This window comes from Formosa undariae (assembly GCF_042427615.1).
Classification (GTDB): Bacteria; Bacteroidota; Bacteroidia; order Flavobacteriales; family Flavobacteriaceae; genus Formosa; species Formosa undariae.
Genome location: NZ_JBHMEZ010000003.1, coordinates 1,136,962 through 1,157,769, shown reverse-complemented (window position 1 = coordinate 1,157,769; position 20,808 = coordinate 1,136,962). Strand labels below are relative to the sequence as shown.

Sequence of the window (20,808 nt, the reverse complement as noted above, 5' to 3'; positions counted from 1 at the left end):
GCCGATGGTACTGCATTTGTGGGAGAGTAGGACGTTGCCTTTTTTAAATCTAAATCCTCAATACTTTTGTATTGAGGATTTTTTTTGTTTATACTTTTTTGAGAAGATTACATTGTATCATTCTTCAATTTAAACCTCTTATATCCCTCAATATTTATAAATTCTTCTTCTAAAACGTAAATAAATATAGTACCTTGAAAATATATTTTTTAAAAAGCATATATAATGGCTGTGAATAAGGACTTGGATTTAGCATGGGAATTTGTAAATAATACAAATCGTTCTCTATTCTTAACAGGGAAAGCAGGTACTGGAAAAACTACATTCTTACATCGTTTAAAAAAAGATAGTTTAAAACGTCTAGTTGTTGTGGCACCTACTGGAGTTGCGGCAATCAATGCTAAAGGGGTAACTATACATTCCTTTTTTCAACTGCCTTTTGGTCCTATTTTACCAGATGCTGATTTAAATAATCCGAGTGGTTTCAATAGAAGATTCAATAAAACTAAAATCAATATTATTAAATCGATGGATTTATTGGTTATTGATGAAATTAGTATGGTACGTGCCGATTTGTTAGATGGTATAGATAAGACATTACGTCGTTTTAGAAATAGAAATAAAGTTTTTGGCGGAGTCCAGGTACTCATGATTGGGGATTTACAACAATTATCTCCGGTTATTAGAGAGACAGATTGGCAATTGTTAAGACCTCATTATTCAAATGGATTCTTTTTCAGTAGTCATGCATATCATCAATGTGATGCGGTTACTATCGAATTGAAACATATTTATCGACAAGAGAACCCGACATTTATTCAAATTCTTAATGAAATACGGAATAATCAACTCAGTACATCTGGTGCGGAAGAGTTGAATAAAAGATATATTGCAGATTTTACTCCAGAACCTAATTCAGGTTACATTTCATTAACTACACATAATAATAAAGCAGAAGCAACGAATACACTAGAATTAGATAAGCTAGAAACTAAGGTGTTTAGTTATAATGCTATAGTGGAGGGTAAATTCCCAGAGTTTTCATTTCCAAATAGCGAATCGCTAAAACTTAAAGTTGGAGCTCAAGTCATGTTTATTAAGAATGATAGCAGTCAGGATAAGCGCTATTTTAATGGTAAAATTGGTAAAATAATTGAACTAACTAAGGACGAAGTAAAAGTACAATGTCCTGATGATGATTTTACTATTGTGACCAAGGCAGAAACTTGGGAAAATATTAATTATAGTGTAGATAAAGAAAGTAACGATATTACAGAGGAAAAAATAGGTGCTTTTACTCAGATTCCATTACGATTGGCTTGGTCGATTACTATTCATAAAAGTCAAGGATTAACTTTTGAGAGAGCTATTATTGATGCAGGAAGTGCATTTGCACACGGACAAACGTATGTGGCTTTAAGTAGATGTAAATCTCTAGAAGGGTTGGTATTAAAAAGTAAAATTAGTTCTAATCAGATTATAACAGATAATCATGTAATTACTTTTAATAAGAATGCAGAAGAAAATGAACCGGATCAGTTTGTTTTAGAACGTTCTCAGAAACTATTTCAATTGGATTTGATTTCTGAAGTTTTCGGATTCTATGAATTTTTATATCCTGTTAATCGTATCCTAGATATTTTTTATAAGAATAGAAGTAGTATTGAAGGTAAGGTGGAACATCAGATGGTCACTATTAAGAATGGGGTTACAAACTTATTAAAAGTAAGTAATGGTTTTAATGCTCAGCTTAGAAACTTATCGGAAGATGAATCTAGCTCATTAGAATTAAGCAGTACTATTCAAGAGCGTTTTAAAAAGGGCATTTCTTATTTTAAGCAAGAAACCGAAACACATATTGGAGCTCCTCTTAAAGAATTTAGTTTTACAACAGATAATAAAGCTGTCGGAGGTGATATTACCAAGAATATTGACGTGATTGAAGAATTATTTGAGTCTAAAATCTTCTATTTTAATGGACTCACCAATAATTTTACTACCAAAAGACTTTTAGAATTGCGTGCAAAATCTGTATTTCTTGCGAAAGAGAAACCTAGAAAATCTCGTAAATCTGTGGTAGATGGAACGGTTAATGTTGATTTATTTGAATTGTTACGTGTGCTTAGAAATGAGATTGCGGCAAAGAATGATTTGGTTCATTTTCAAGTTTTCACACAAAAGTCATTATACGAAATATGTGAAGTACTTCCTTTAACTAAGGATGAACTGCTATTAGTTAATGGAATGGGGAAGACTAGAGTGGACAAATACGGAAGTTCAATTTTGAAAGTTATTCGTGATTATTGCGATGAAAATGATATACAAACACAATCTGATGAAACCATTTTTGAGAAGGAAGATAGTAAGAAAGATAAGATAAATACTAAGGATCTGTCTCTGGAGTTATTCAAATCTGGAAAATCTATTAATGAAATTGCTTTTGAGCGTGAATTGAATGAAAATACAATCTTCGGACATTTGGCACACTTTATTCCTTCTGGAGAAGTGAAAATAACCGATTTAATGTCTAAAGGCACTTACGATGAATTATTCAAACTTATTCCGAAAACAACGTTCGAAAACCTATCTGATTTAAAGATGCAGTTAGATGATAAATATAGCTACGGTGAATTGCGTTTGGTTTCAGAAGCTATTAATTCTAAAATTTAACCTATTAATTTAGTTGAATTAAAGAACGTACATATTGTTTGTGTATAATTCTTAATTTTTTAAGCTCAATTCTAAGCAATTTAATAAAGTCTGTACCATTCGTTTTACTCGTTTCTAGATGTCTTGTATTATAGTATAATCTATCTATAAAAAACCGTAATGATTTGGCTTGTTTTACTTTCTTAATCTGATTTGTTTCATTTTCAGTTTCTACAATTTTAGGTACTAAGCCCAAAGCATCGATGACTAATTTATCGGCGTATTTATCTAAATAATTTTTAGAATTATGCATAGCGATTATATCTTTATCGTATGTGATATAAGATGCAATATGCCTAGATAATTTAAATACATCTAAAGACTTTTGGTAGATGATTAAATTTTTTATGTTAGAATTACTTGCGTTTTTCATTTTTCTATAGAATCGTTACAAAATTACTTACTAATTCTTAATGATGTATTTAGAATTTAAAATTTATTAGAAATAAATTATATAATACATATATCGTGCTATATTCTACCAAGAATAAAAAATATTGCCTTTTTTGTTTAATGTTATATCAAATTGTGCTTTAACTAAAGAAACTATTATAAAATGAACATTTAGTTATCTAAAATTTAAGAATTAATAAAAATAAAGGCTTTTTAGTTTCATAAAATTATTATAATTTTAGCTTTACTTTCAAAATCAAAATCACTAATAAATTAATAGCCATTTTCATGAAAAAAACCACCTTAAAAGATATTGCGAAAGCATTAAATGTATCCGTTTCAACAGTATCTAAAGCGCTTCATGATATTCCCGAGATTAGTGAGGAAACGCGTATTTTAATTCAGAATTACGCTAAAGAAAAAAATTACAGGCCTAATTATAATGCCTTAAGTTTAAAGAATAAACGCACTAAGAGTATAGGGGTTATTATTCCTAATATGCTTAATTATTTCTACATGCAAGTGTTGCAAGGTATAGAGAAGGAGGCAGCAAAGAATGGATATAGAATTATCACATGTATTTCTAACGAATCGTATCAAAAGGAAGCGGAAATATTAGATATGCTTTCAACCGGAAGTATCGATGGTTTCTTACTTTCTATTTCTAAAGAAACAGAAGAAAATGGTGCTTTTAGTCATTTTGAAGATTCCGTGAAATTTGGTTTTCCTATAGTGATGTTCGATCGTGTTTCTGACCATATCGAATGTGATAAAATTATAAACGATGATTTAAATGGTTCGGTTAATGCTGTAACAGATTTGGTAAAGCAAGGTTGTAAACGTATTGCTTTTGTTTCTCCGTTTAAAAATTTAAGTAAAGGTCGCATACGCTTTGAAGGTTATAAAAAAGGATTGGCTCTAAATAATATACCTTTTGATGAGAATTTAGTGATTAATTCTTCAGAGCCAGATTACAAACAGTACGCAGCAATGATAAGTCCTTTATTTAATCAAAAAATTGATGGTATCATTTCTACTAACGAATCGACAGCAGTTGCTGCAATGAAGTTGGCTAATGAAAATGGATATAAAATACCGGAAGACTTAGCTGTTATTTCTTTTTCTAATGGTTTATTGGCTCGTCATTCCAATCCAAAACTGACTTGTGTAAGTCAGCATGGAGAAATTATGGGAGCTACGGCCGTTAAAAAGCTAATTGAAAAATTAGAACAAAAAGCGGATTCAAATTCATTTACTACCGAGCTTGTCGAAACCGATATTGTTGTTCGTGATTCTACACGTTAATTATTACGTTTACTGCTTATCTTTTTGTTGTACCATTCTCCATTTAAGATAATATAAAATCCCAATACATAGTATCATTACCACTGTGGTGATATACCATGTTATTTGGTATCCATAACTCGCAATAAGGTGCATACCCGAATTGTGAGCAATAATATGCGCTATGGAAAAGGCGATACTATATAGCGCCATATATTCGCCTTGATTGCCTTTTTTGGCGCGTTCTAAGGCGAATGCATTCGAGAATGGAAATGCTATCATTTCACCTACAGTCATAAACAACATGCCGATAACTAAAACGCCGGCCCATCCGCTCATATTCAAAAACAAAAAGCTTAGCCCCGTTAATATCGCACCAAAGACAACTAAGCCTGTTTTAGAATATATAGACTTTTCTAAAGATTTTACCAACGGCATTTCTAAGGCAAAAATTATGAATCCGTTCATTCCCATTAATAACCCAATCTCAAATTCCGATAAATGATGTACTTCCTTATAGAACAAAGGAACCGTAGAAAAGTATTGTAAAAATGCAATTCCGAATAATAACATTGCGAATAAAAAGATAATATAATTTACATCGTTATACGCCGATTTTGGATTCTCAACACTAATTTCATCTGCAATTCTTGCCTTTTTTGGATGTAAAACATTTAGTAATAAGACACCTGCTAAGAAACAAGTAATCCCATCTACCCAAAATAAACCACCGTAACTTAAGGTGACTATAATTAGTCCACCAATGGCTGGTCCAGCAGAAAAACCTAAATTAATTGCTAATCGTATTAACGTTACCGATCTTACTTTATTTTCAGGTTTACTATATGCACTTAAAGCCACAAACATTGCGGGTCTAAACATATCTGCCACTATCATTAATATAAAGACTCCCATAGAAATACTTAAAAAAGTATTTAAAAATTGAAGTGATATAAATAAGAATCCAGAAAGCACAAGGCTAAAAACCATAACTTTATAATAGCCAATTTTATCGGTTAATTTTCCGCCTAACCATGATCCTACAACAGAACCTGCACCAAAAGCACTCATAATCCAACCAACTTCGGAAAGGGTAAAATGTAAATTTTTAGTAAGGTATAAAGATAAAAAGGGGATCACCATGGTTCCCGCTCGGTTTATCAATGTAATTAATGCTAGCCACCATACTTCGGTAGAAAGTCCTTTAAACGCGTTTATGTAATTATTAAAAATGGTTTTCATTGGTTTTGGTTGATTAGTGCAAAAAAAAACGTCCAACTTAATTAGGTTGGACGTTTATAATATAAAATAGTAAAATGTTATATACAGAGAGTCCAGTATCTTTGATTAGATACACGAGTAAGTTTATAATTTACTTTTCTGTTTAACATCATTAATTTATTTTCAAGTTCAAATCTAGATAAAAAAAGGATAAGTTGTATTTTTGAAATTCAAATTTTATTTAAATGAAATCATTCTTATATATCTGCCTCGTTTTTTGTTTGTGTTCATGTTTTCAAAATAAGAAACCTTTACTCGGGGATACACCTTTTCAAAAATCTTTAAATGCTAGTTTTAAAGATGCGAGTACTTCTCCTCTAAAAAAGAAGGATCGTAAGGCGTTTAGAGGTTTAGATTTTTTCGAATTAGATTCTGCTTACATTGTTCAGGCTCAATTAAAACACACACCAGATAGTACCTTTTTTGAAATGCCAACAACTACCGAGCGTATGTCTAAAGAACGTGTTTTTGGAGTTGTAAATTTTAAAATTAAGGGAGAGGATTTCGAACTTAAGATTTATGAAAGTCAGGATTTATTAGATCAAGAAGGTGATAAGGATTATTTGTTTCTACCATTTTTAGATTTAACTAATGGAGATTCTACTTACGGTGGCGGACGTTATATTGAAGTCCTTGTAAATGACAAGAAGCATGATAGTATAATAACTATAGATTTTAATACGGCTTATAATCCGTATTGTGCTTACGATGAAAAATATTCTTGTCCTATTGTACCAAGATCAAATTATTTAAATACCGAAATAAAAGCAGGGGTTAAGGCTTTTGTAAAGGATTAAATAGCCTTAATTAAATAAACACCAAGAAATACAGCTAGAAATCCAAGAATAAAGGTAGTGAAGGTGTAAATAGCGAAATTTAGAAAATCGCCTGTTTTTAGGAACATATGATTTTCATAAGCAAATGTCGAGAACGTTGTCAAGCCACCACAAAATCCTGTGGCTAGTAATAAAGTGTGATTCTGACTAATAAAATGGTTTTTAGCAGCCAATCCTAGAATTGCCCCTATTAATAAACTTCCAAGTATATTGGCTAAGAAAGTCCCATAAGGAATACCCGTATTCGGACTATTTAAATATTTACTGATTAAGAATCGTAAAACACTACCAGAACCTCCTCCAATAAAAACCAAGAGCAATTGTTTCATCTGTGTTCTTAAATTTTAGTTATCGTCGTCTAATGGCAGTTTTAATCCCTTTAAATCTAACGGAATAGTATCTGATTCTTCTTTTAAAGCAACGTAAATTTCAGTAACCCAATCTGCAGGGTTAAGTTTGTATTTTGGGTTTGTAACAAAGGTTTCTAACATAATATTACTGTCAGCTTTCTCTAGACTATTTGTTTCTAAATGTTTGAAAGTGGTCTTCCGTGCTTTGTCTAAATAGTTGTAATCTCCTTTTAATGTCGTTTTAAGCGTTTTAAAACCAGGAAGGGATCCGGTTAAAATATCGCTATCTGCTGTTAGAATTTGAGTACTTGTAGGCACACAACACGAGAACATCACTGTACCATTTACTTCATCCCATTTATGATATAATACAAAAGGAAATCCAGCCATAGGAATATTGTTTTCCGCAACATAGTCTGTGATTTCAGGCATCATAATTTTTATTTTATCTTGAAAATTCTCAATTTTACTTGATGCCGTATTGTACAGGTAATAGCCTCCACTATGGTTTGTAATCCCATTTATTGTAATACTATAGACTTTCATGCTTTCAGAAACTGCAGAATCTAATTGGGTAAGACTTGTTTCGAATTTAGGAGCAAGTTCTTCTTCGGGAGTTCCAAAAAAGGCATAATACGCCTTCTTTTTAAAAGGAATATTATCGCTGCGCATGCTAAATGTTACTGTAGATGTCTTTGGAGAAATAGAATCGATTTTCCAATCTAATTGTGATACCGGATATTCAGGAAATACAAGTCTTTGTTTAATAGACGACGGTTTAGAAACTTCGGTAGTTGTTATTCTTCCAATGGCATTATCTTTTAACCACGTATATTCTTTACTATTTAAAATAGAGTCCGAAGTGCTCGTTTTTTTCCACGGTGCCCAAGATTTCCAATGGTTTAAATGGTTAACATATTTATAAATGACTTCTTGAGGAGCATTAATTGTTCTTGTCTTAGAAAAGCTAATTTCGTTAGGTTGTACTGCAATGTAAATGGCAGAACCAATGAATGCAATTAGTAATATGAATAGTATATATTTGGTAGATTTCATTCGTGTAAGTTGTATGAAATCAAAGGTAATCAATTTTATTTCAATTTTTTAAAAAGCAGATTTGATCTTTATATAAGTGAATTTTTTTCTGTTTCAAAAAAGGGAATGTCCTAAATTTCAATATGAATATCGGGTATGTTTTTAGAATATTTAACGACAATTTAGAGATTCTAAAAACGATTGTCTTAAGTTAAATATCTAGTGAACACCGGAGTATTTAATGGAATAAATTTATAAAGGAAATCGGTTGATTATTAGCCTTTAAATATTAATTTTATACAGATAATAAATAATAGGAATGCTATGAAACCTACAAGAACCCAAATACTACCGCTATAATATTTCTTGTGTAATGCAAAATCTTTTTTATAAGTATAAAATATTGAGATAGCAAACACTATAAAAAAAATGACTCCAAAAATTAATTGACCTTCTGTAAACATGCGGCACTGTAAGAATTAATTAAAAATAAGCTGATTTAATTTTAAAAACTTAATAATTAGCTTAAAAACGAGGGTTTCTATGAAAAATCATCAAGTCTGTAAATGTAATCAAAATAATAATATTTTTATAATATGAAGAATAAAATAGAGTCTGTAAAAGCATTTCATACTGCTTATAAATTAGGATTTAGCGAAGTTGAACGTGCCGATTTAGGGGATAACAAAAATTTGTTGCGTTATAATTTAATGAAAGAGGAAAATGAAGAGTATTTAGAAGCTGTAAATAATAAAGATCTTGTAGAGGTTGCAGATGCTTTAGGCGATATGTTGTATATCTTATGCGGGACAATTATTGAACATGGTTTACAGCATAAAATAGAAGATGTATTTAACGAAATACAACGCAGTAACATGAGCAAGCTCGGTAGTGATGGTGAGCCCATTTATAGAGCTGATGGGAAAGTTTTAAAAGGCCCTAATTATTTTGCGCCTGATATTGCTTCTATTTTGAAGAAGTAAAAAAAAAGAGCTACTATATATAATAGTAGCTCTTTTAAGTGTTATATACTTTGTCTCCAACCGTAAGGGTCTTCAAGAGTATTGTATTGAATTCCGTTTAGTAAGTTCTTAAATTTATCGGAGTATTTGTCGTCTTGTTTAGGAACTTCAAATAATTCACCTTTATGTGAAAAAGCTGAGATAGGACTTACAACTGCTGCAGTTCCTGAACCAAAAATCTCTTTTAAAGAACCATTTTTACTTGCTTCAACAATCTCGCTAACTTTAATAGGTCTAATTTCTACATTAATATCAGCGTCTTTTGCGATTTGAATGATACTCTTACGCGTAATTCCATCTAAAATACGTTCGCTTGTTGGTGCCGTAATTAAGGTGTCATTAATTCTGAAAAAGACATTCATTGTACCTGCTTCTTCTAAATATTCATGCGTATCTGCGTCCGTCCAAATAATTTGTTGGAAACCTTCTTGATTCGCTAAACTTGTTGGATAAAATTGCGCAGCATAATTACCTGCAGCTTTAGCAAAACCAACACCACCATTGGCAGATCGGCTAAACTGTTCTGCAACTAGTACGCGAACATCTCCAGAATAATAAGATTGTGCCGGCGAACAAATAATTAAAAATTTATATTCTAAAGCAGGAGAGGCTGCAATTGCAGGTTCTGTAGCAATTACAAATGGTCTGATATAAAGCGAGTTTCCGAAACCTGGTTTTACCCAATCTTCATCAATATTGATAAGTTTTTTTAAACCTTCCATAAAGAGATCATGAGGAAATGCAGGCATAGCTAAACGTTCTGCAGACTTGTTTATACGTGCAAGATTATCTTCTGGTCTAAATAACCAGATTTTACCAGCATCATCCTTATATGCTTTCATCCCTTCAAATACAGCTTGGCCGTAATGAAAAACACGTGCTGAAGGATCTAACGTTAATGGAGCATATGGCGTAATTTCAGGCTTCTGCCATTCGCCATTTTTAAAATCACAAGTAAACATGTGATCTGTAAAAATCTTTCCAAAAGACAAATTTTCAAAATCTACATCTTGTATCTTGCTCGTTTTTGCTTTTGTAATTTCAATCGAATTTGTCAAAATATTACAATTTACTTAATTAAACAGTATATTAATTTATAGTATAAAAGTAGTATAAAATTTTCAAAAGTGATTTAAAAATCGTGTATATTTACGTCTTGTTTTAACTGCTAATTTAGATTGGCAGTACCTTCTATTAGATTTAAGTATTTTAATTAATCTATTACAATTTTCAGTGTTTTGGAACGTAAAATTATTACCACAGCCGATGGTTCTTCAACCATTTATTTGCCGGATTTAGATGAAACGTATCACTCAAGACATGGTGCGATTCAAGAAGCATTGCATGTATTTATTAAATCTGGATTAGACTATTGGCGTGTCAAATATCCTGAATTGCAAGAGCTTTCGGTTTTAGAAATAGGATTCGGTACAGGATTAAATGCGTTTTTAACGTGTTTGCATACCGACGTTTTAAATTGCAAAATTGAATACACTGGCGTGGAAGCTTATCCTGTAACTTCAGAAAGTTTACAACACATAAATTATTCTAAAGAAATTTTATCAGGAACTCAAGAGTCTATTTTTAACACACTTCATGAGGTGCCTTGGGACGTAAAGCAAGATATTACAAATCAATTTTCATTATTAAAACAAGAAAAAATCTTCAACGATATTACAGATGAAGCGTTATATGATCTTGTGTTTTTTGATGCTTTTGGGCCAAGAGTACAACCCGAATTGTGGGGAGAAGCTGTATTTAAAATCATGTATAAGGCCTTGAAGCCAGGTGGAATTTTAGTTACGTATTCTGCGCAAGGGAATGCACGACGAGCCATGCAAGCCGTTGGTTTCTTGGTAGAACGTATTCCTGGACCTCCGGGAAAAAGAGAAATGTTAAGAGCTTATAAACCGTTATAATATTAAAAGATGAATCCAATTATTGAAGACGAGTTATTTAAAAAAGAAAATTTTAGTAGTACTCCGTTGCCAATTGGAGATTATGATAGTTGCTCATTCGAGCAATGCGACTTTTCTAACGGAAACCTTTCAGGAATTGTATTTAACGAATGCGAGTTTATAGATTGTAATTTAAGTAATGCGATAATTAAGAACACAACACTTAACGATGTTACGTTTTCTGGATGTAAATTATTAGGGGTGCAATTTAAACATGTGAGTACCTTTCTAATGCGATTCAATTTTACCAATTGTAATTTACAAATGGCACAATTCGATTTTTTAAAACTGAAACAAACCTTGTTTCTAAATTGCGAATTACAACAAGCCACTTTTAACGATACTGATTTATCTCAAGCCGTATTCGATGAGAGTAATTTGCAAGATACACACTTTGCTAACTCTAATTTAGAAGGCACACATTTTCAAACAGCTTACAATTTTAATATTGATCCAGAACTTAATAAAATGAAAGGCGCTAAATTCTCGAGTTCGGATCTGGAAGGCTTACTTCAGAAATATAAACTTCAGATTGATTGATAAAATCTAATTTTTTATTAAAGTTTACTCGGATTATTGTTAAACCTTACTTAATGTAGGGGATTGACACTCTTGTAATTGGTATTTTTGTTTAAAAATTAGAATATGGGTGTTTTAATTACTGGCGCTACTGGACTTTTAGGAAGTAAAATCGTGGAACTTTGTCTCCAAAAGGAGGTGAGTGTAAAATATTTAACGACCTCTAAAGAAAAAATAGTCAGTAAAGAAAACTACAAAGGTTATTATTGGAATCCAGAGACTAACGAAATAGATACCGATTGCTTTCAGGATGTAAAAGTTATTATTCATTTAGCAGGAAGTACTGTGTCTAAGCGTTGGACGGCTTCAAACAAAAAAGATATTTTAGATAGCCGCGTATTATCGGCGCGATTATTACATAAAGGTCTACGGTCGGTGTCCAACCATAATGTATTGCAAATTATTTCTGCAAGCGGTATAAGTGTTTATCCCGATTCACTAACTCGATTTTATAACGAGACAGAAACCGAAATAGATAATTCGTTTTTAGGAGATGTTGTTAAAGCTTGGGAAGCCGAGGTTGACACGTTTTTTGGATTGAATATAAAAGTGGCCAAAATTAGAATAGGTTTAGTGCTTTCTGAAAAAGGAGGTGTATTAAGCGAATTAAAGAAACCGACCGAGATGGGATTGGGTGCTGTTTTTGGAACGGGAGAACAGTGGCAATCATGGATTCATGTAGACGATGTTGTTCGTGTGTTTATGTATATATTAAAGTATTGTGGCGAAGGGACGTTTAATGCTGTAGCACCAAACCCTGTAACTCAAGGCGAATTAGTGAAATCTATAGCTAAGACCTTAGATAAACCTATGTTTTTGCCAAACATACCAAAAGTTGCTATGAAACTTGTGTTAGGAGAAATGTCTTATTTGCTTTTTTCTAGTCAGCGTGTAAGCTGTAAAAAGCTTGAGGGAGAAGGTTTTGTGTTTAAATACCCCAATTTGCAACCTGCCTTGTTAGAGTTGTTGAAATAAAAAAAGACTACCTTTTCAGATAGTCTTCTTCTCTATTTTAAATCGATTGTTTATTAAGATTTTGTAGCATTAACTTTAATCGTTAACTCAATTTCGTCATTTATAAATTTGTCTCCTAGATTATCGAAAACAGATTTAGAACCGTAATTGATGCCCCAAACAGTTCTGTCAATTTCAAAAGTTTCGCTTACTATACTTAATGCATTTCCGCTTACAGAAACAGTTACAGGAAACGATACGTTTTTCTTTATTCCAAGCATCGTTAAATTTCCAGATAACATTGTTTTTCCTGTATCATTCTTAGATACACTAGTAATTTCAAATCCTGCAGTAGGAAATTCATTTACGTTAAAAAAGTCTCCTTCTTTGCCTTCAACAGTACCTTTTAAATGTGCTTCTAAGTTGTCTTTTTTGTCTCCATCAACATCTAAAGCAACAATACTTTTCATATTTATAAGTATGCTTCCACTTTGTATGTTATTGTTATCGGTTGTAAGTTCTCCAGATTCGATTGTTACAGTCCCGAAGTGTGTTCCTGTAGGTTTAAATCCTTTCCACTCAATAGTAGAGTTTGCAGTATCTACGTTGAATGTTTCAGAGGCTTGTGCACTTTCAGCGACTGGTTCTGCTGCCTTAGCATCGATTTCTTTGCCTTTATCTTTGCAAGAAGTAGAGGCTATTCCTATTGATAATACGCATATTAGCGTTAAAAATTTATTCTTCATGTTTTTTCGTTTATGGTTAATTTCAAAATTAATTAAAATAGAATGACTAATGAATAAAATGTAAAATTTATTTGTGACATTTTGGCAAATTTCCAAAGATGGCAGTACTTTTGCCTTTCCATCGGTAGTGTTTATTTAAATATGAAAGACATGAGTAAAGAAGAGATACAAAACGACGTTGAAAACGACAATATAGAAGAGCAAGTAATTGAAAATCAGGAAATATCTGTAGAAGAGGATTTGCAAATAAAACTGAAAGAAGAAAAAGATAAATATTTAAGATTGTTCGCGGAGTTCGAGAACTACAAAAAACGAACTTCAAAAGAGCGCGTCGAGTTGTTTAAAACTGCCAATCAAGATGTCATGGTAGCGTTGTTACCTGTGTTAGACGATTTTGATCGTGCTTATGGGGAAATTTCAAAAACGAAAGAGAAAAATCTTTTAAAAGGAGTTGAACTGATTAGTAATAAACTTAAAAATCTTTTACAATCTAAAGGTTTAGAAATTGTAGAAGTTCAAGCTGGCGATACGTTTAACGCAGATCATCATGAAGCGATTACTCAAATTCCTGCTCCAACACCAGATTTAAAAGGAAAAATTATAGATGTTATTGAAAAAGGATACAAATTAGGAGAAAAGGTAATCCGGTTTCCTAAAGTTGTAATAGGACAATAAGACATTCACTTACTGAATATAGTGTAAAAAAATATTAATGGTCGAAAGGGACATACATACAATGAAGAGAGATTATTACGAAATTCTAGGAGTTAGCAAAAGTGCAACTGGGGCTGAAATTAAAAAAGCCTACAGAAAAAAAGCGATTGAATTCCACCCAGATAAGAATCCAGATAACAAAGAAGCCGAAACCAAGTTTAAGGAAGCGGCAGAAGCATACGAGATTTTAAGTAACCAAGATAAAAAAGCACGATACGATCAATTCGGTCACCAAGCATTCGAAAGTGGTGGCGGAGGTGGTTATGGAGGTGGAGGCCATATGAATATGGACGACATCTTTAGCCAATTCGGTGATATCTTTGGTGGCGGAGGTTTCGGCGGTGGCGGATTCTCAGGATTTGGTGGTGGCGGAGGTCAACGCCGAGTTAAGGGAAGTAACCTTAGAATTCGTGTAAGATTAACGCTAGAAGAAATAGCTAACGGCGTAGAGAAGAAAGTAAAAGTAAGACGTAAAGTTCAGGCAGAAGGAACTACTTATAATACTTGTCCTACTTGTCAAGGTTCAGGTCAAGTAACACGTATTGCCAATACTATTCTAGGTCGTATGCAAACAGCAGCGCCTTGTACGGCTTGTGGTGGTTCTGGTCAGACTATAGATAAAAAACCTAAAGATGCAGATGCACAAGGGTTAATAGTTAAAGAAGAAACCGTTTCTATTAAAATACCAGCTGGAGTTGTAGATGGTATGCAATTAAAAGTTACTGGAAAAGGTAACGAAGCGCCTGGAACAATGGGAATCTCTGGAGACCTTTTAGTTGCGATCGAAGAAGAAGACCATAGCAGCTTACAACGTGAAGGCGATAATCTTCATTTCGATTTATACGTAAGTATTCCAGATGCTGTCTTAGGAACGTCTCAAGAAATTGAAACAGTGACAGGAAAAGTGCGTATTAAGATTGAAGCAGGTACGCAATCTGGTAAGATTTTACGCTTACGCGGAAAAGGGATACCAAATATTAATGGTTACGCCAAAGGAGATTTATTAGTACATGTAAATGTATGGACTCCTAAAACTTTAAATAAACAACAAAAAGAATTTTTTGAAACAATGCGTGAAGACGAACATTTTTCGCCAAAACCAGAAAGTTCAGATAAATCGTTCTTTGAGAAAGTAAAAGATATGTTTTCTTAAAAAGCAATAATTAAGAACAAGTTAAACATCCACCAAATTTGGTGGATGTTTTTATTTTATGTAATTCGTAAAAAATATATTAAAAAATTAAGGGTTATTTAATATAAAGTGCTATATTTGGATTATTACTAATTGAAATTAGTAAATTTTTCTTTTTCATAGCAATTTTTTTCCCATCCTTAGGTTCATTTAAGGATGGGTTTTGTGATTTTAGCGATTACTGCTTTTTATGCATATAATTAAACTTGTTGTCTTACATTTAATATATTTACATCCTAATTAACTAAACTCACGAATGCATAACATTTTAGAGGCGCACAACATTTCTAAAAAATTTGGAGATTTTACAGCGCTTAACCAAGTTTCTATAGACGTTCCAAAGGGCAGTATTTTTGGTTTGTTAGGGCCTAATGGCGCTGGAAAAACCACTTTAATCCGCATAATTAATCAAATTACCATGCCAGATTCTGGACATGTAATTTTAGATGGAGAACCTTTAAAGAATCACCATGTTAGAGATATCGGGTATTTGCCGGAAGAACGTGGGTTATATAAATCTATGAAGGTTGGAGAGCAGGCTTTATACTTGGCACAATTAAAAGGATTAAGTAAAGCTGAAGCCAAAAAGCGATTACACTATTGGTTCGAACGTTTAGAAATTGGAGATTGGTGGAATAAGAAAATCCAGGAATTATCTAAAGGAATGGCGCAAAAAATCCAATTTGTGGTTACCGTATTGCACGAACCTAAATTACTGATTTTCGATGAACCATTTTCAGGATTCGATCCTATAAATGCCAATCTTATTAAAGATGAAATTTTACGTTTAAGAGACAATGGTGCTACTGTTATTTTTTCTACACACCGTATGGAATCTGTCGAAGAATTATGCGATCATATTGCGCTAATCAATAAGTCGAATAAAATATTAGACGGCAAACTAACAGAGATCAAAAGAGAATATAAAGATAACTCTTACGAAATCGGTGTAAAAACGGCAAATATTGATGCTTTACACAAGGAATTAACCGATAAATTTGATGTGTCTCCAGCTCAATTCAAAACCATAGACGAGCAATTAAAGTTAAATGTGAAATTAGGATCGAAAGAAAAGCCTAACGATTTTTTACAGTATTTAACAACTAAAGGTGAAGTGTCTCATTTTATTGAATTATTACCAAGCACAAACGATATTTTTATAAAAGCCATTCAGAATAATAGTTAAACATGAATCATTTACCACTCATAATTAAAAGAGAGTATTTAACGAAAGTTAAAAATAAGGCATTTATTGTGATGACTATTTTAAGTCCGATCGTACTTATTGCACTTATTGCAACGGTGGCTTATTTATCGCAAATCAGTAATAATAAAGTAAGAACTATAGCGATTTTAGACGAATCGGGTTTGGTTACAAACGCCTTTAAAGATACTGAAACTACGAAGTATAAATTCTTAACAAATATAAACCTAGAAGCGGCCAAGGTTTTAGTTAACGCACAAGAAGACTATGGTTTATTACATATCGAAAAAAGTGATGATGTTAATTATTTAAAGAAACATGTCAAGTTTTATTCGGAAGAATCTCCTTCTTTATCCATTGTTACCACTTTGGAAAGCAAGGTTGAAAAATCGCTAACCGATGTAAAGTTGGTGCAAGTTGGTGTGGACCTAGATAAAATAGAATCGGCTAATATTGATGTAAGTATCATTCAAGAAAATTTTTCAGGAGAGAAAACATCTAAAGTAGAAAGTATAATTAAACTCGCCTTTGGTGGTGCAGCAGGATACTTACTGTTTATGTTTATCATTATTTATGGTAACATGATTATGCGTAGTGTGATTGAAGAAAAAACGAGTCGTGTTATTGAAGTGATTATTTCCTCTGTAAAACCGATGCAACTTATGTTAGGTAAAATTATCGGTACATCGTTGGCAGGAATTACGCAAATTATTATTTGGATAATTTTAGGAGGTGTTTTAACGGCTTTAGTAGGATTTGTATTCGGAATAGATATGTCTCAGACGCCTCAAAAACAGGTGATTGAGCAATCTCTTGTAGATCAACAATTAAACGGTCAGATAGAAACTATACTATCAGGCTTTTATCATCTGCCATTAACCAATTTAATCATTGCATTTGTGTTGTTCTTTATTGCGGGTTACTTGCTATACAGCTCTATGTATGCCGCAATTGGGGCTGCTGTAGATAATGAAACAGATACGCAACAGTTTGTATTCCCTATATTAATGCCATTGGTATTATCTGTTTATATTGGTTTCTTTACTGTAATCGAAGATCCACACGGAACCGTTTCCACTATATTTTCGTTTATACCTTTAACATCTCCGGTGGTTATGTTAATGCGCATTCCGTTTGGAGTTCCAATATGGCAGCAACTTTTATCGTTATTACTATTAATAGGATCGTTTTTACTAACCGTTTGGTTTGCTGCGAAAATTTACCGTGTAGGGATTTTAATGTATGGTAAAAAGCCAACGTACAAGGAACTTATCAAATGGATTAAGTATTAAAAAATTAAGTGTGTTCTTTCTCTTTTATAAAGTGCATTTTACTCACCAAATTTAGTGGTGATATCTGCTCTAGAGTTAGAAATAAAATGAAATAGATTAAAGAATATTACACAAAGTTGATATGTTGTCAACATCATTATAAAAGAAATAGTATGCCAAAAATTTTAATTATTGAAGATGAAGCAGCAATTCGAAGAGTTTTAATTAAAATTCTTTCCGAAGAAAATGAAACCTATCATTTGGAAGAAGCAGAAGATGGTTTAGTCGGAATTGAAAAGATTAAAAATGAAGATTACGACTTAGTATTATGCGATATTAAAATGCCTAAAATGGATGGGGTAGAAGTTTTAGAAGCAACAAAACTTATAAAACCAGAAATCCCAATGGTAATGATTTCGGGGCATGGCGATTTGGATACCGCAGTACATACTATGCGTTTGGGAGCTTTCGATTATATATCGAAACCACCAGATTTAAACCGATTATTAAATACGGTTAGGAATGCTTTAGATAGAAAAGAGTTGGTCGTGCAAAATAAAATTCTTAAAACTAAGGTGAGTAAGAATTACCAAATGATAGGGGAGAGTTCTGCCATTTCTAACATAAAAGATATTATTGATAAAGTCGCACCAACAGAAGCTCGTGTACTTATTACAGGAGCCAATGGAACAGGAAAAGAACTTGTTGCACATTGGTTGCACCAAAAGAGTGAGCGTGCAGGCGGACCCATGGTCGAAGTTAATTGTGCAGCAATTCCGAGTGAATTAATAGAAAGTGAATTGTTTGGTCATGTTAAAGGGGCTTTTACAAGTGCCAATAAAGATCGTGCAGGAAAGTTTGAAGCTGCTAATGGTGGAACTATTTTTTTAGATGAAATTGGTGATATGAGTTTGTCGGCACAGGCGAAAGTATTGCGTGCTCTTCAAGAAAATCGTGTACAACGTGTAGGAAGCGATAAAGACATTAAAGTTGATGTTCGGGTTTTAGCAGCCACGAATAAGAATTTAAAAACAGAAATTGAAGAAGGACGCTTTCGAGAAGATTTATATCATAGATTGGCAGTTATCTTAATTCAGGTGCCATCGTTAAACGATAGACGAGACGATATCCCTTTGTTAATCACTTATTTTTCTGAAAAGATTGCAGGTGAACAAGGTGCTGTTAAAAAGGAATTTTCGGATGGCGCTTTAAAACTCTTAAAATCTTACGATTGGTCTGGTAATATTCGTGAACTTCGAAATGTGGTGGAACGCTTAATTATTTTAAGTGGTGAGACTGTCGAGGAAAATGATGTAAAATTATATGCAACCAAATAAGCATATTCATTCTTTATAAAAAAGTAAGGCTCTAATTATAATAATTAGAGCCTTACTTTTTATCTATTAGTTGTATGTTTTCTAAATATAAAAAACGCTATGATTTAATGAATTTAAAAGTCTCATGCTCTATCTGTAATACATATATACCAGCCTGTAAATAATCGACAGAAATATAATCACTTTTAATTATACCTTCACCAGAAAGTTGACCAAGGGTGTTGTAAATCTTAAAAGGTTTACCAAAGATCTGACTGTAATTTGGTATGTTAAGTTTGTGTATTGCTGGATTAGGATATATAGTGAGGCTGTTTAAATGCGTTTCTTCTGTTGATAATGCATTTTCAAAATAGGTGTCTAAAAACGCTAATCTGTTTTCTAGCCAATTTAGAGTGTACACTAAATCGTCTTCACCAAAGGTGTAATTGGGGTAGACAAGGGCTTCTCTTTTATAAATGTTATTCGACTTTAAATCGTTGTATTGATTCGAAATAGACTGCGATAAGGCATCGTATGTAAGAACATCTTGTCTTAAAGCAACCCACCTATTAGAAATATCTTCTGTGATATTATCCGGGTTTAATTCTATAACGCGGGACATAAATCCGTTAGTTAAAATGTCGTTGGTAATGTCTTCGTTGGCCCCATTCCAAATGGTTCCAAAACAACCATCTAAATCCCAAGGCACATAAAAATAGGGTTCATCTGTGGTATACTTTGCTAAATAAATGTTTTTTCCTGTGTTATCTGTGGCCCTAATTAGATTTAAAAAAATAAAATAATCAATGTAATTGTCCCGATTAAATTTGTCCCAAATCCCCAAATTAAATTCTAAATCTGTTGCATTCATTACAAAATTCGTGAATTGATATACGTTTTCCCAATCTATAATTTCATCTGCTTTTGGGTACTTGACTTCATAGCCACTCCACATCTCATTAGAATTATCGTAACTAGGTAAGGCTGTAAATGTTGATGCACCCCAATTTACACCTTTAAAAAGTTCTCCTCTAATCTCTTCTTTATTACTCTTAAGTTCTAGTTGTTTTTTATCTACTTGTTCAGACAGGTTGTATATTCCATTATAAGCGCCGTTTAAAAAAACTTCGACGTAAAACACATCTGCTCCAGACTTAGCATCGGGTTCTTCATCTAGATAAGTAGGCTTATGCATTTCTAACCATAATTTGTTGGCGGTATAACTTCGTAATCTTAAGGGTTCGTTGTATAGAGCATCTATTATCCAATCGTCATCAGATCTTAAATTTCCAAAAGAAATGTCGCGCGTATCGTCTCCTAATTCATCTTCCCAAAACTCTAAATCGTATGTTTTCTTGGGATAAGACTGAGAGACTCCGCCACGTATTTCAATACCTATTTTAGAGGACAAAATTTGTGTATCGTCTGCGTAATAAAAATCGGCGTAAACCTTAGGTTCATCCACAATTATGTTTTCTGTGCTTATGGATATTAGTGGTAATGCTGTAAAGTATAAGGTGTAATTAATAGCTGTTTCAGAATTTGTAATACTGTAAGCCTCGGTGGTGGTTAGCTGATTTGGTATGGTTTTAAAAATAAATTTTTCCTCACCTAAAATAAGCTCTAGGTTACTGTATTGTGAACTTAGATTGGTGTAGGTGTCTATATCTTTAATTTGTGAAATCACCAAAGTTTTACTCTGGTCTATATTAAATTTATGTGCTTCTGCTTGAAGGGTTAATGTTTGTGAAAAACAACATAAGTTGTAAAGTAATATCGATAGGAATGCTAATTTTTTATTCACTGTTATAGCCTTTATAAATTTTTTATTTTAAAAAAAAGATAGAATTTAAAGATACTAATTATGCGTTAAGACAGGTAAGAATACTTTGTGAAATATAACGGTAGACCTTATGTTTTACTTATAATTTTATAATTAAAAATTCTAAAAAAATTTCACAATT

19 protein-coding genes are annotated in these 20,808 nt (G+C 32.5%); 12 read left to right on the top strand and 7 right to left on the bottom strand.

Annotated elements, in window-relative coordinates; genetic code table 11:
- The first annotated feature begins 225 nt into the window (after nt 1-225).
- Nucleotides 226-2,670 carry a helix-turn-helix domain-containing protein gene (locus ACFFVB_RS08165; RefSeq protein WP_382382222.1) on the top strand — a complete coding sequence of 815 codons (2,445 nt, stop codon included), beginning with the start codon at nt 226-228 and terminating at the stop codon, nt 2,668-2,670.
- A 4-nt stretch (nt 2,671-2,674) separates the two neighbouring features.
- Here the strand turns inward: ACFFVB_RS08165 and ACFFVB_RS08160 are convergent, their stop codons facing one another.
- Nucleotides 2,675-3,082, bottom strand: coding sequence for a hypothetical protein (locus tag ACFFVB_RS08160; RefSeq protein WP_382382221.1), 408 nt, complete (start codon nt 3,080-3,082; stop codon nt 2,675-2,677).
- Between the two features lie 308 nt (nt 3,083-3,390).
- Here ACFFVB_RS08160 and ACFFVB_RS08155 point away from each other — a divergent pair, with 308 nt between their 5' ends.
- Nucleotides 3,391-4,407, top strand: a complete 1,017-nt coding sequence (locus ACFFVB_RS08155) for a LacI family DNA-binding transcriptional regulator (RefSeq protein ID WP_382382220.1) — start codon at nt 3,391-3,393, stop codon at nt 4,405-4,407.
- Between the two features lie 9 nt (nt 4,408-4,416).
- On the opposite strand, the gene ACFFVB_RS08150 is transcribed toward ACFFVB_RS08155, so the two are convergent.
- A complete protein-coding gene (locus ACFFVB_RS08150; RefSeq protein WP_382382219.1) occupies nt 4,417-5,628 on the bottom strand; it encodes an MDR family MFS transporter in 1,212 nt (403 codons plus the stop codon).
- Nucleotides 5,629-5,852: 224 nt separating this feature from the next.
- On the opposite strand from ACFFVB_RS08150, the gene ACFFVB_RS08145 reads away from it, so the two are divergent.
- On the top strand, nt 5,853-6,464 hold the full coding sequence (locus ACFFVB_RS08145) for a DUF1684 domain-containing protein (RefSeq protein WP_382382218.1): 612 nt from the start codon (nt 5,853-5,855) through the stop codon (nt 6,462-6,464).
- On the opposite strand, the gene crcB is transcribed toward ACFFVB_RS08145, so the two are convergent.
- Nucleotides 6,461-6,832, bottom strand: coding sequence for a fluoride efflux transporter CrcB (crcB, locus tag ACFFVB_RS08140; protein WP_382382217.1), 372 nt, complete (start codon nt 6,830-6,832; stop codon nt 6,461-6,463). The two genes, ACFFVB_RS08145 and crcB, sit on opposite strands and share 4 nt — an antisense overlap.
- Nucleotides 6,833-6,847: 15 nt before the next feature.
- Nucleotides 6,848-7,909: a transcription activator effector-binding protein gene (locus tag ACFFVB_RS08135; protein WP_382382216.1), complete on the bottom strand. Its 1,062-nt coding sequence runs from the start codon at nt 7,907-7,909 to the stop codon at nt 6,848-6,850.
- A gap of 575 nt (nt 7,910-8,484) precedes the next feature.
- Between ACFFVB_RS08135 and ACFFVB_RS08130 the strand changes: the two genes are divergently transcribed.
- The gene (locus ACFFVB_RS08130; RefSeq protein WP_382382215.1) at nt 8,485-8,871 is read left to right on the top strand and encodes a pyrophosphohydrolase domain-containing protein; all 387 of its coding nucleotides are present in this window, start codon (nt 8,485-8,487) and stop codon (nt 8,869-8,871) included.
- 41 nt (nt 8,872-8,912) lie between these two features.
- On the opposite strand, the gene ACFFVB_RS08125 is transcribed toward ACFFVB_RS08130, so the two are convergent.
- Nucleotides 8,913-9,968, bottom strand: coding sequence for a branched-chain amino acid aminotransferase (locus ACFFVB_RS08125; RefSeq protein WP_382382214.1), 1,056 nt, complete (start codon nt 9,966-9,968; stop codon nt 8,913-8,915).
- A gap of 180 nt (nt 9,969-10,148) precedes the next feature.
- Between ACFFVB_RS08125 and mnmC2 the strand changes: the two genes are divergently transcribed.
- The 3 genes from mnmC2 (at nt 10,149) to ACFFVB_RS08110 (ending at nt 12,422) form a co-directional block, all read left to right on the top strand.
- A complete protein-coding gene (mnmC2, locus tag ACFFVB_RS08120; RefSeq protein WP_382382213.1) occupies nt 10,149-10,829 on the top strand; it encodes a tRNA (5-methylaminomethyl-2-thiouridine)(34)-methyltransferase MnmC2 in 681 nt (226 codons plus the stop codon).
- Nucleotides 10,830-10,838: 9 nt separating this feature from the next.
- The gene (locus ACFFVB_RS08115) at nt 10,839-11,408 is read left to right on the top strand and encodes a pentapeptide repeat-containing protein (protein WP_382382212.1); all 570 of its coding nucleotides are present in this window, start codon (nt 10,839-10,841) and stop codon (nt 11,406-11,408) included.
- Between the two features lie 105 nt (nt 11,409-11,513).
- Entirely contained in the window at nt 11,514-12,422 is a 909-nt protein-coding gene (locus ACFFVB_RS08110) for a TIGR01777 family oxidoreductase (RefSeq protein WP_382382211.1), read from the top strand.
- Nucleotides 12,423-12,475: 53 nt separating this feature from the next.
- On the opposite strand, the gene ACFFVB_RS08105 is transcribed toward ACFFVB_RS08110, so the two are convergent.
- On the bottom strand, nt 12,476-13,147 hold the full coding sequence (locus ACFFVB_RS08105) for a YceI family protein (RefSeq protein ID WP_382382210.1): 672 nt from the start codon (nt 13,145-13,147) through the stop codon (nt 12,476-12,478).
- Nucleotides 13,148-13,297: 150 nt separating this feature from the next.
- On the opposite strand from ACFFVB_RS08105, the gene ACFFVB_RS08100 reads away from it, so the two are divergent.
- The 5 genes from ACFFVB_RS08100 to ACFFVB_RS08080 all read left to right on the top strand — a co-directional run bounded on the left by ACFFVB_RS08100 (nt 13,298) and on the right by ACFFVB_RS08080 (nt 18,865).
- Complete coding sequence (locus ACFFVB_RS08100) at nt 13,298-13,822, top strand: nucleotide exchange factor GrpE (RefSeq protein ID WP_382382209.1); 525 nt, start codon at nt 13,298-13,300, stop codon at nt 13,820-13,822.
- A 61-nt stretch (nt 13,823-13,883) separates the two neighbouring features.
- Nucleotides 13,884-15,014: a molecular chaperone DnaJ gene (dnaJ, locus tag ACFFVB_RS08095; protein ID WP_382382238.1), complete on the top strand. Its 1,131-nt coding sequence runs from the start codon at nt 13,884-13,886 to the stop codon at nt 15,012-15,014.
- Between the two features lie 295 nt (nt 15,015-15,309).
- Nucleotides 15,310-16,239 (top strand): ABC transporter ATP-binding protein, encoded by a 930-nt coding sequence (locus ACFFVB_RS08090; RefSeq protein ID WP_382382208.1) that lies wholly within the window; start codon nt 15,310-15,312, stop codon nt 16,237-16,239.
- Nucleotides 16,240-16,241: 2 nt separating this feature from the next.
- On the top strand, nt 16,242-17,549 hold the full coding sequence (locus ACFFVB_RS08085; RefSeq protein ID WP_382382207.1) for an ABC transporter permease: 1,308 nt from the start codon (nt 16,242-16,244) through the stop codon (nt 17,547-17,549).
- A 152-nt stretch (nt 17,550-17,701) separates the two neighbouring features.
- Nucleotides 17,702-18,865 carry a sigma-54-dependent transcriptional regulator gene (locus tag ACFFVB_RS08080; RefSeq protein WP_382382206.1) on the top strand — a complete coding sequence of 388 codons (1,164 nt, stop codon included), beginning with the start codon at nt 17,702-17,704 and terminating at the stop codon, nt 18,863-18,865.
- A gap of 97 nt (nt 18,866-18,962) precedes the next feature.
- On the opposite strand, the gene ACFFVB_RS08075 is transcribed toward ACFFVB_RS08080, so the two are convergent.
- The gene (locus ACFFVB_RS08075; RefSeq protein ID WP_382382205.1) at nt 18,963-20,648 is read right to left on the bottom strand and encodes a CotH kinase family protein; all 1,686 of its coding nucleotides are present in this window, start codon (nt 20,646-20,648) and stop codon (nt 18,963-18,965) included.
- Nucleotides 20,649-20,808: the final 160 nt, after the last annotated feature.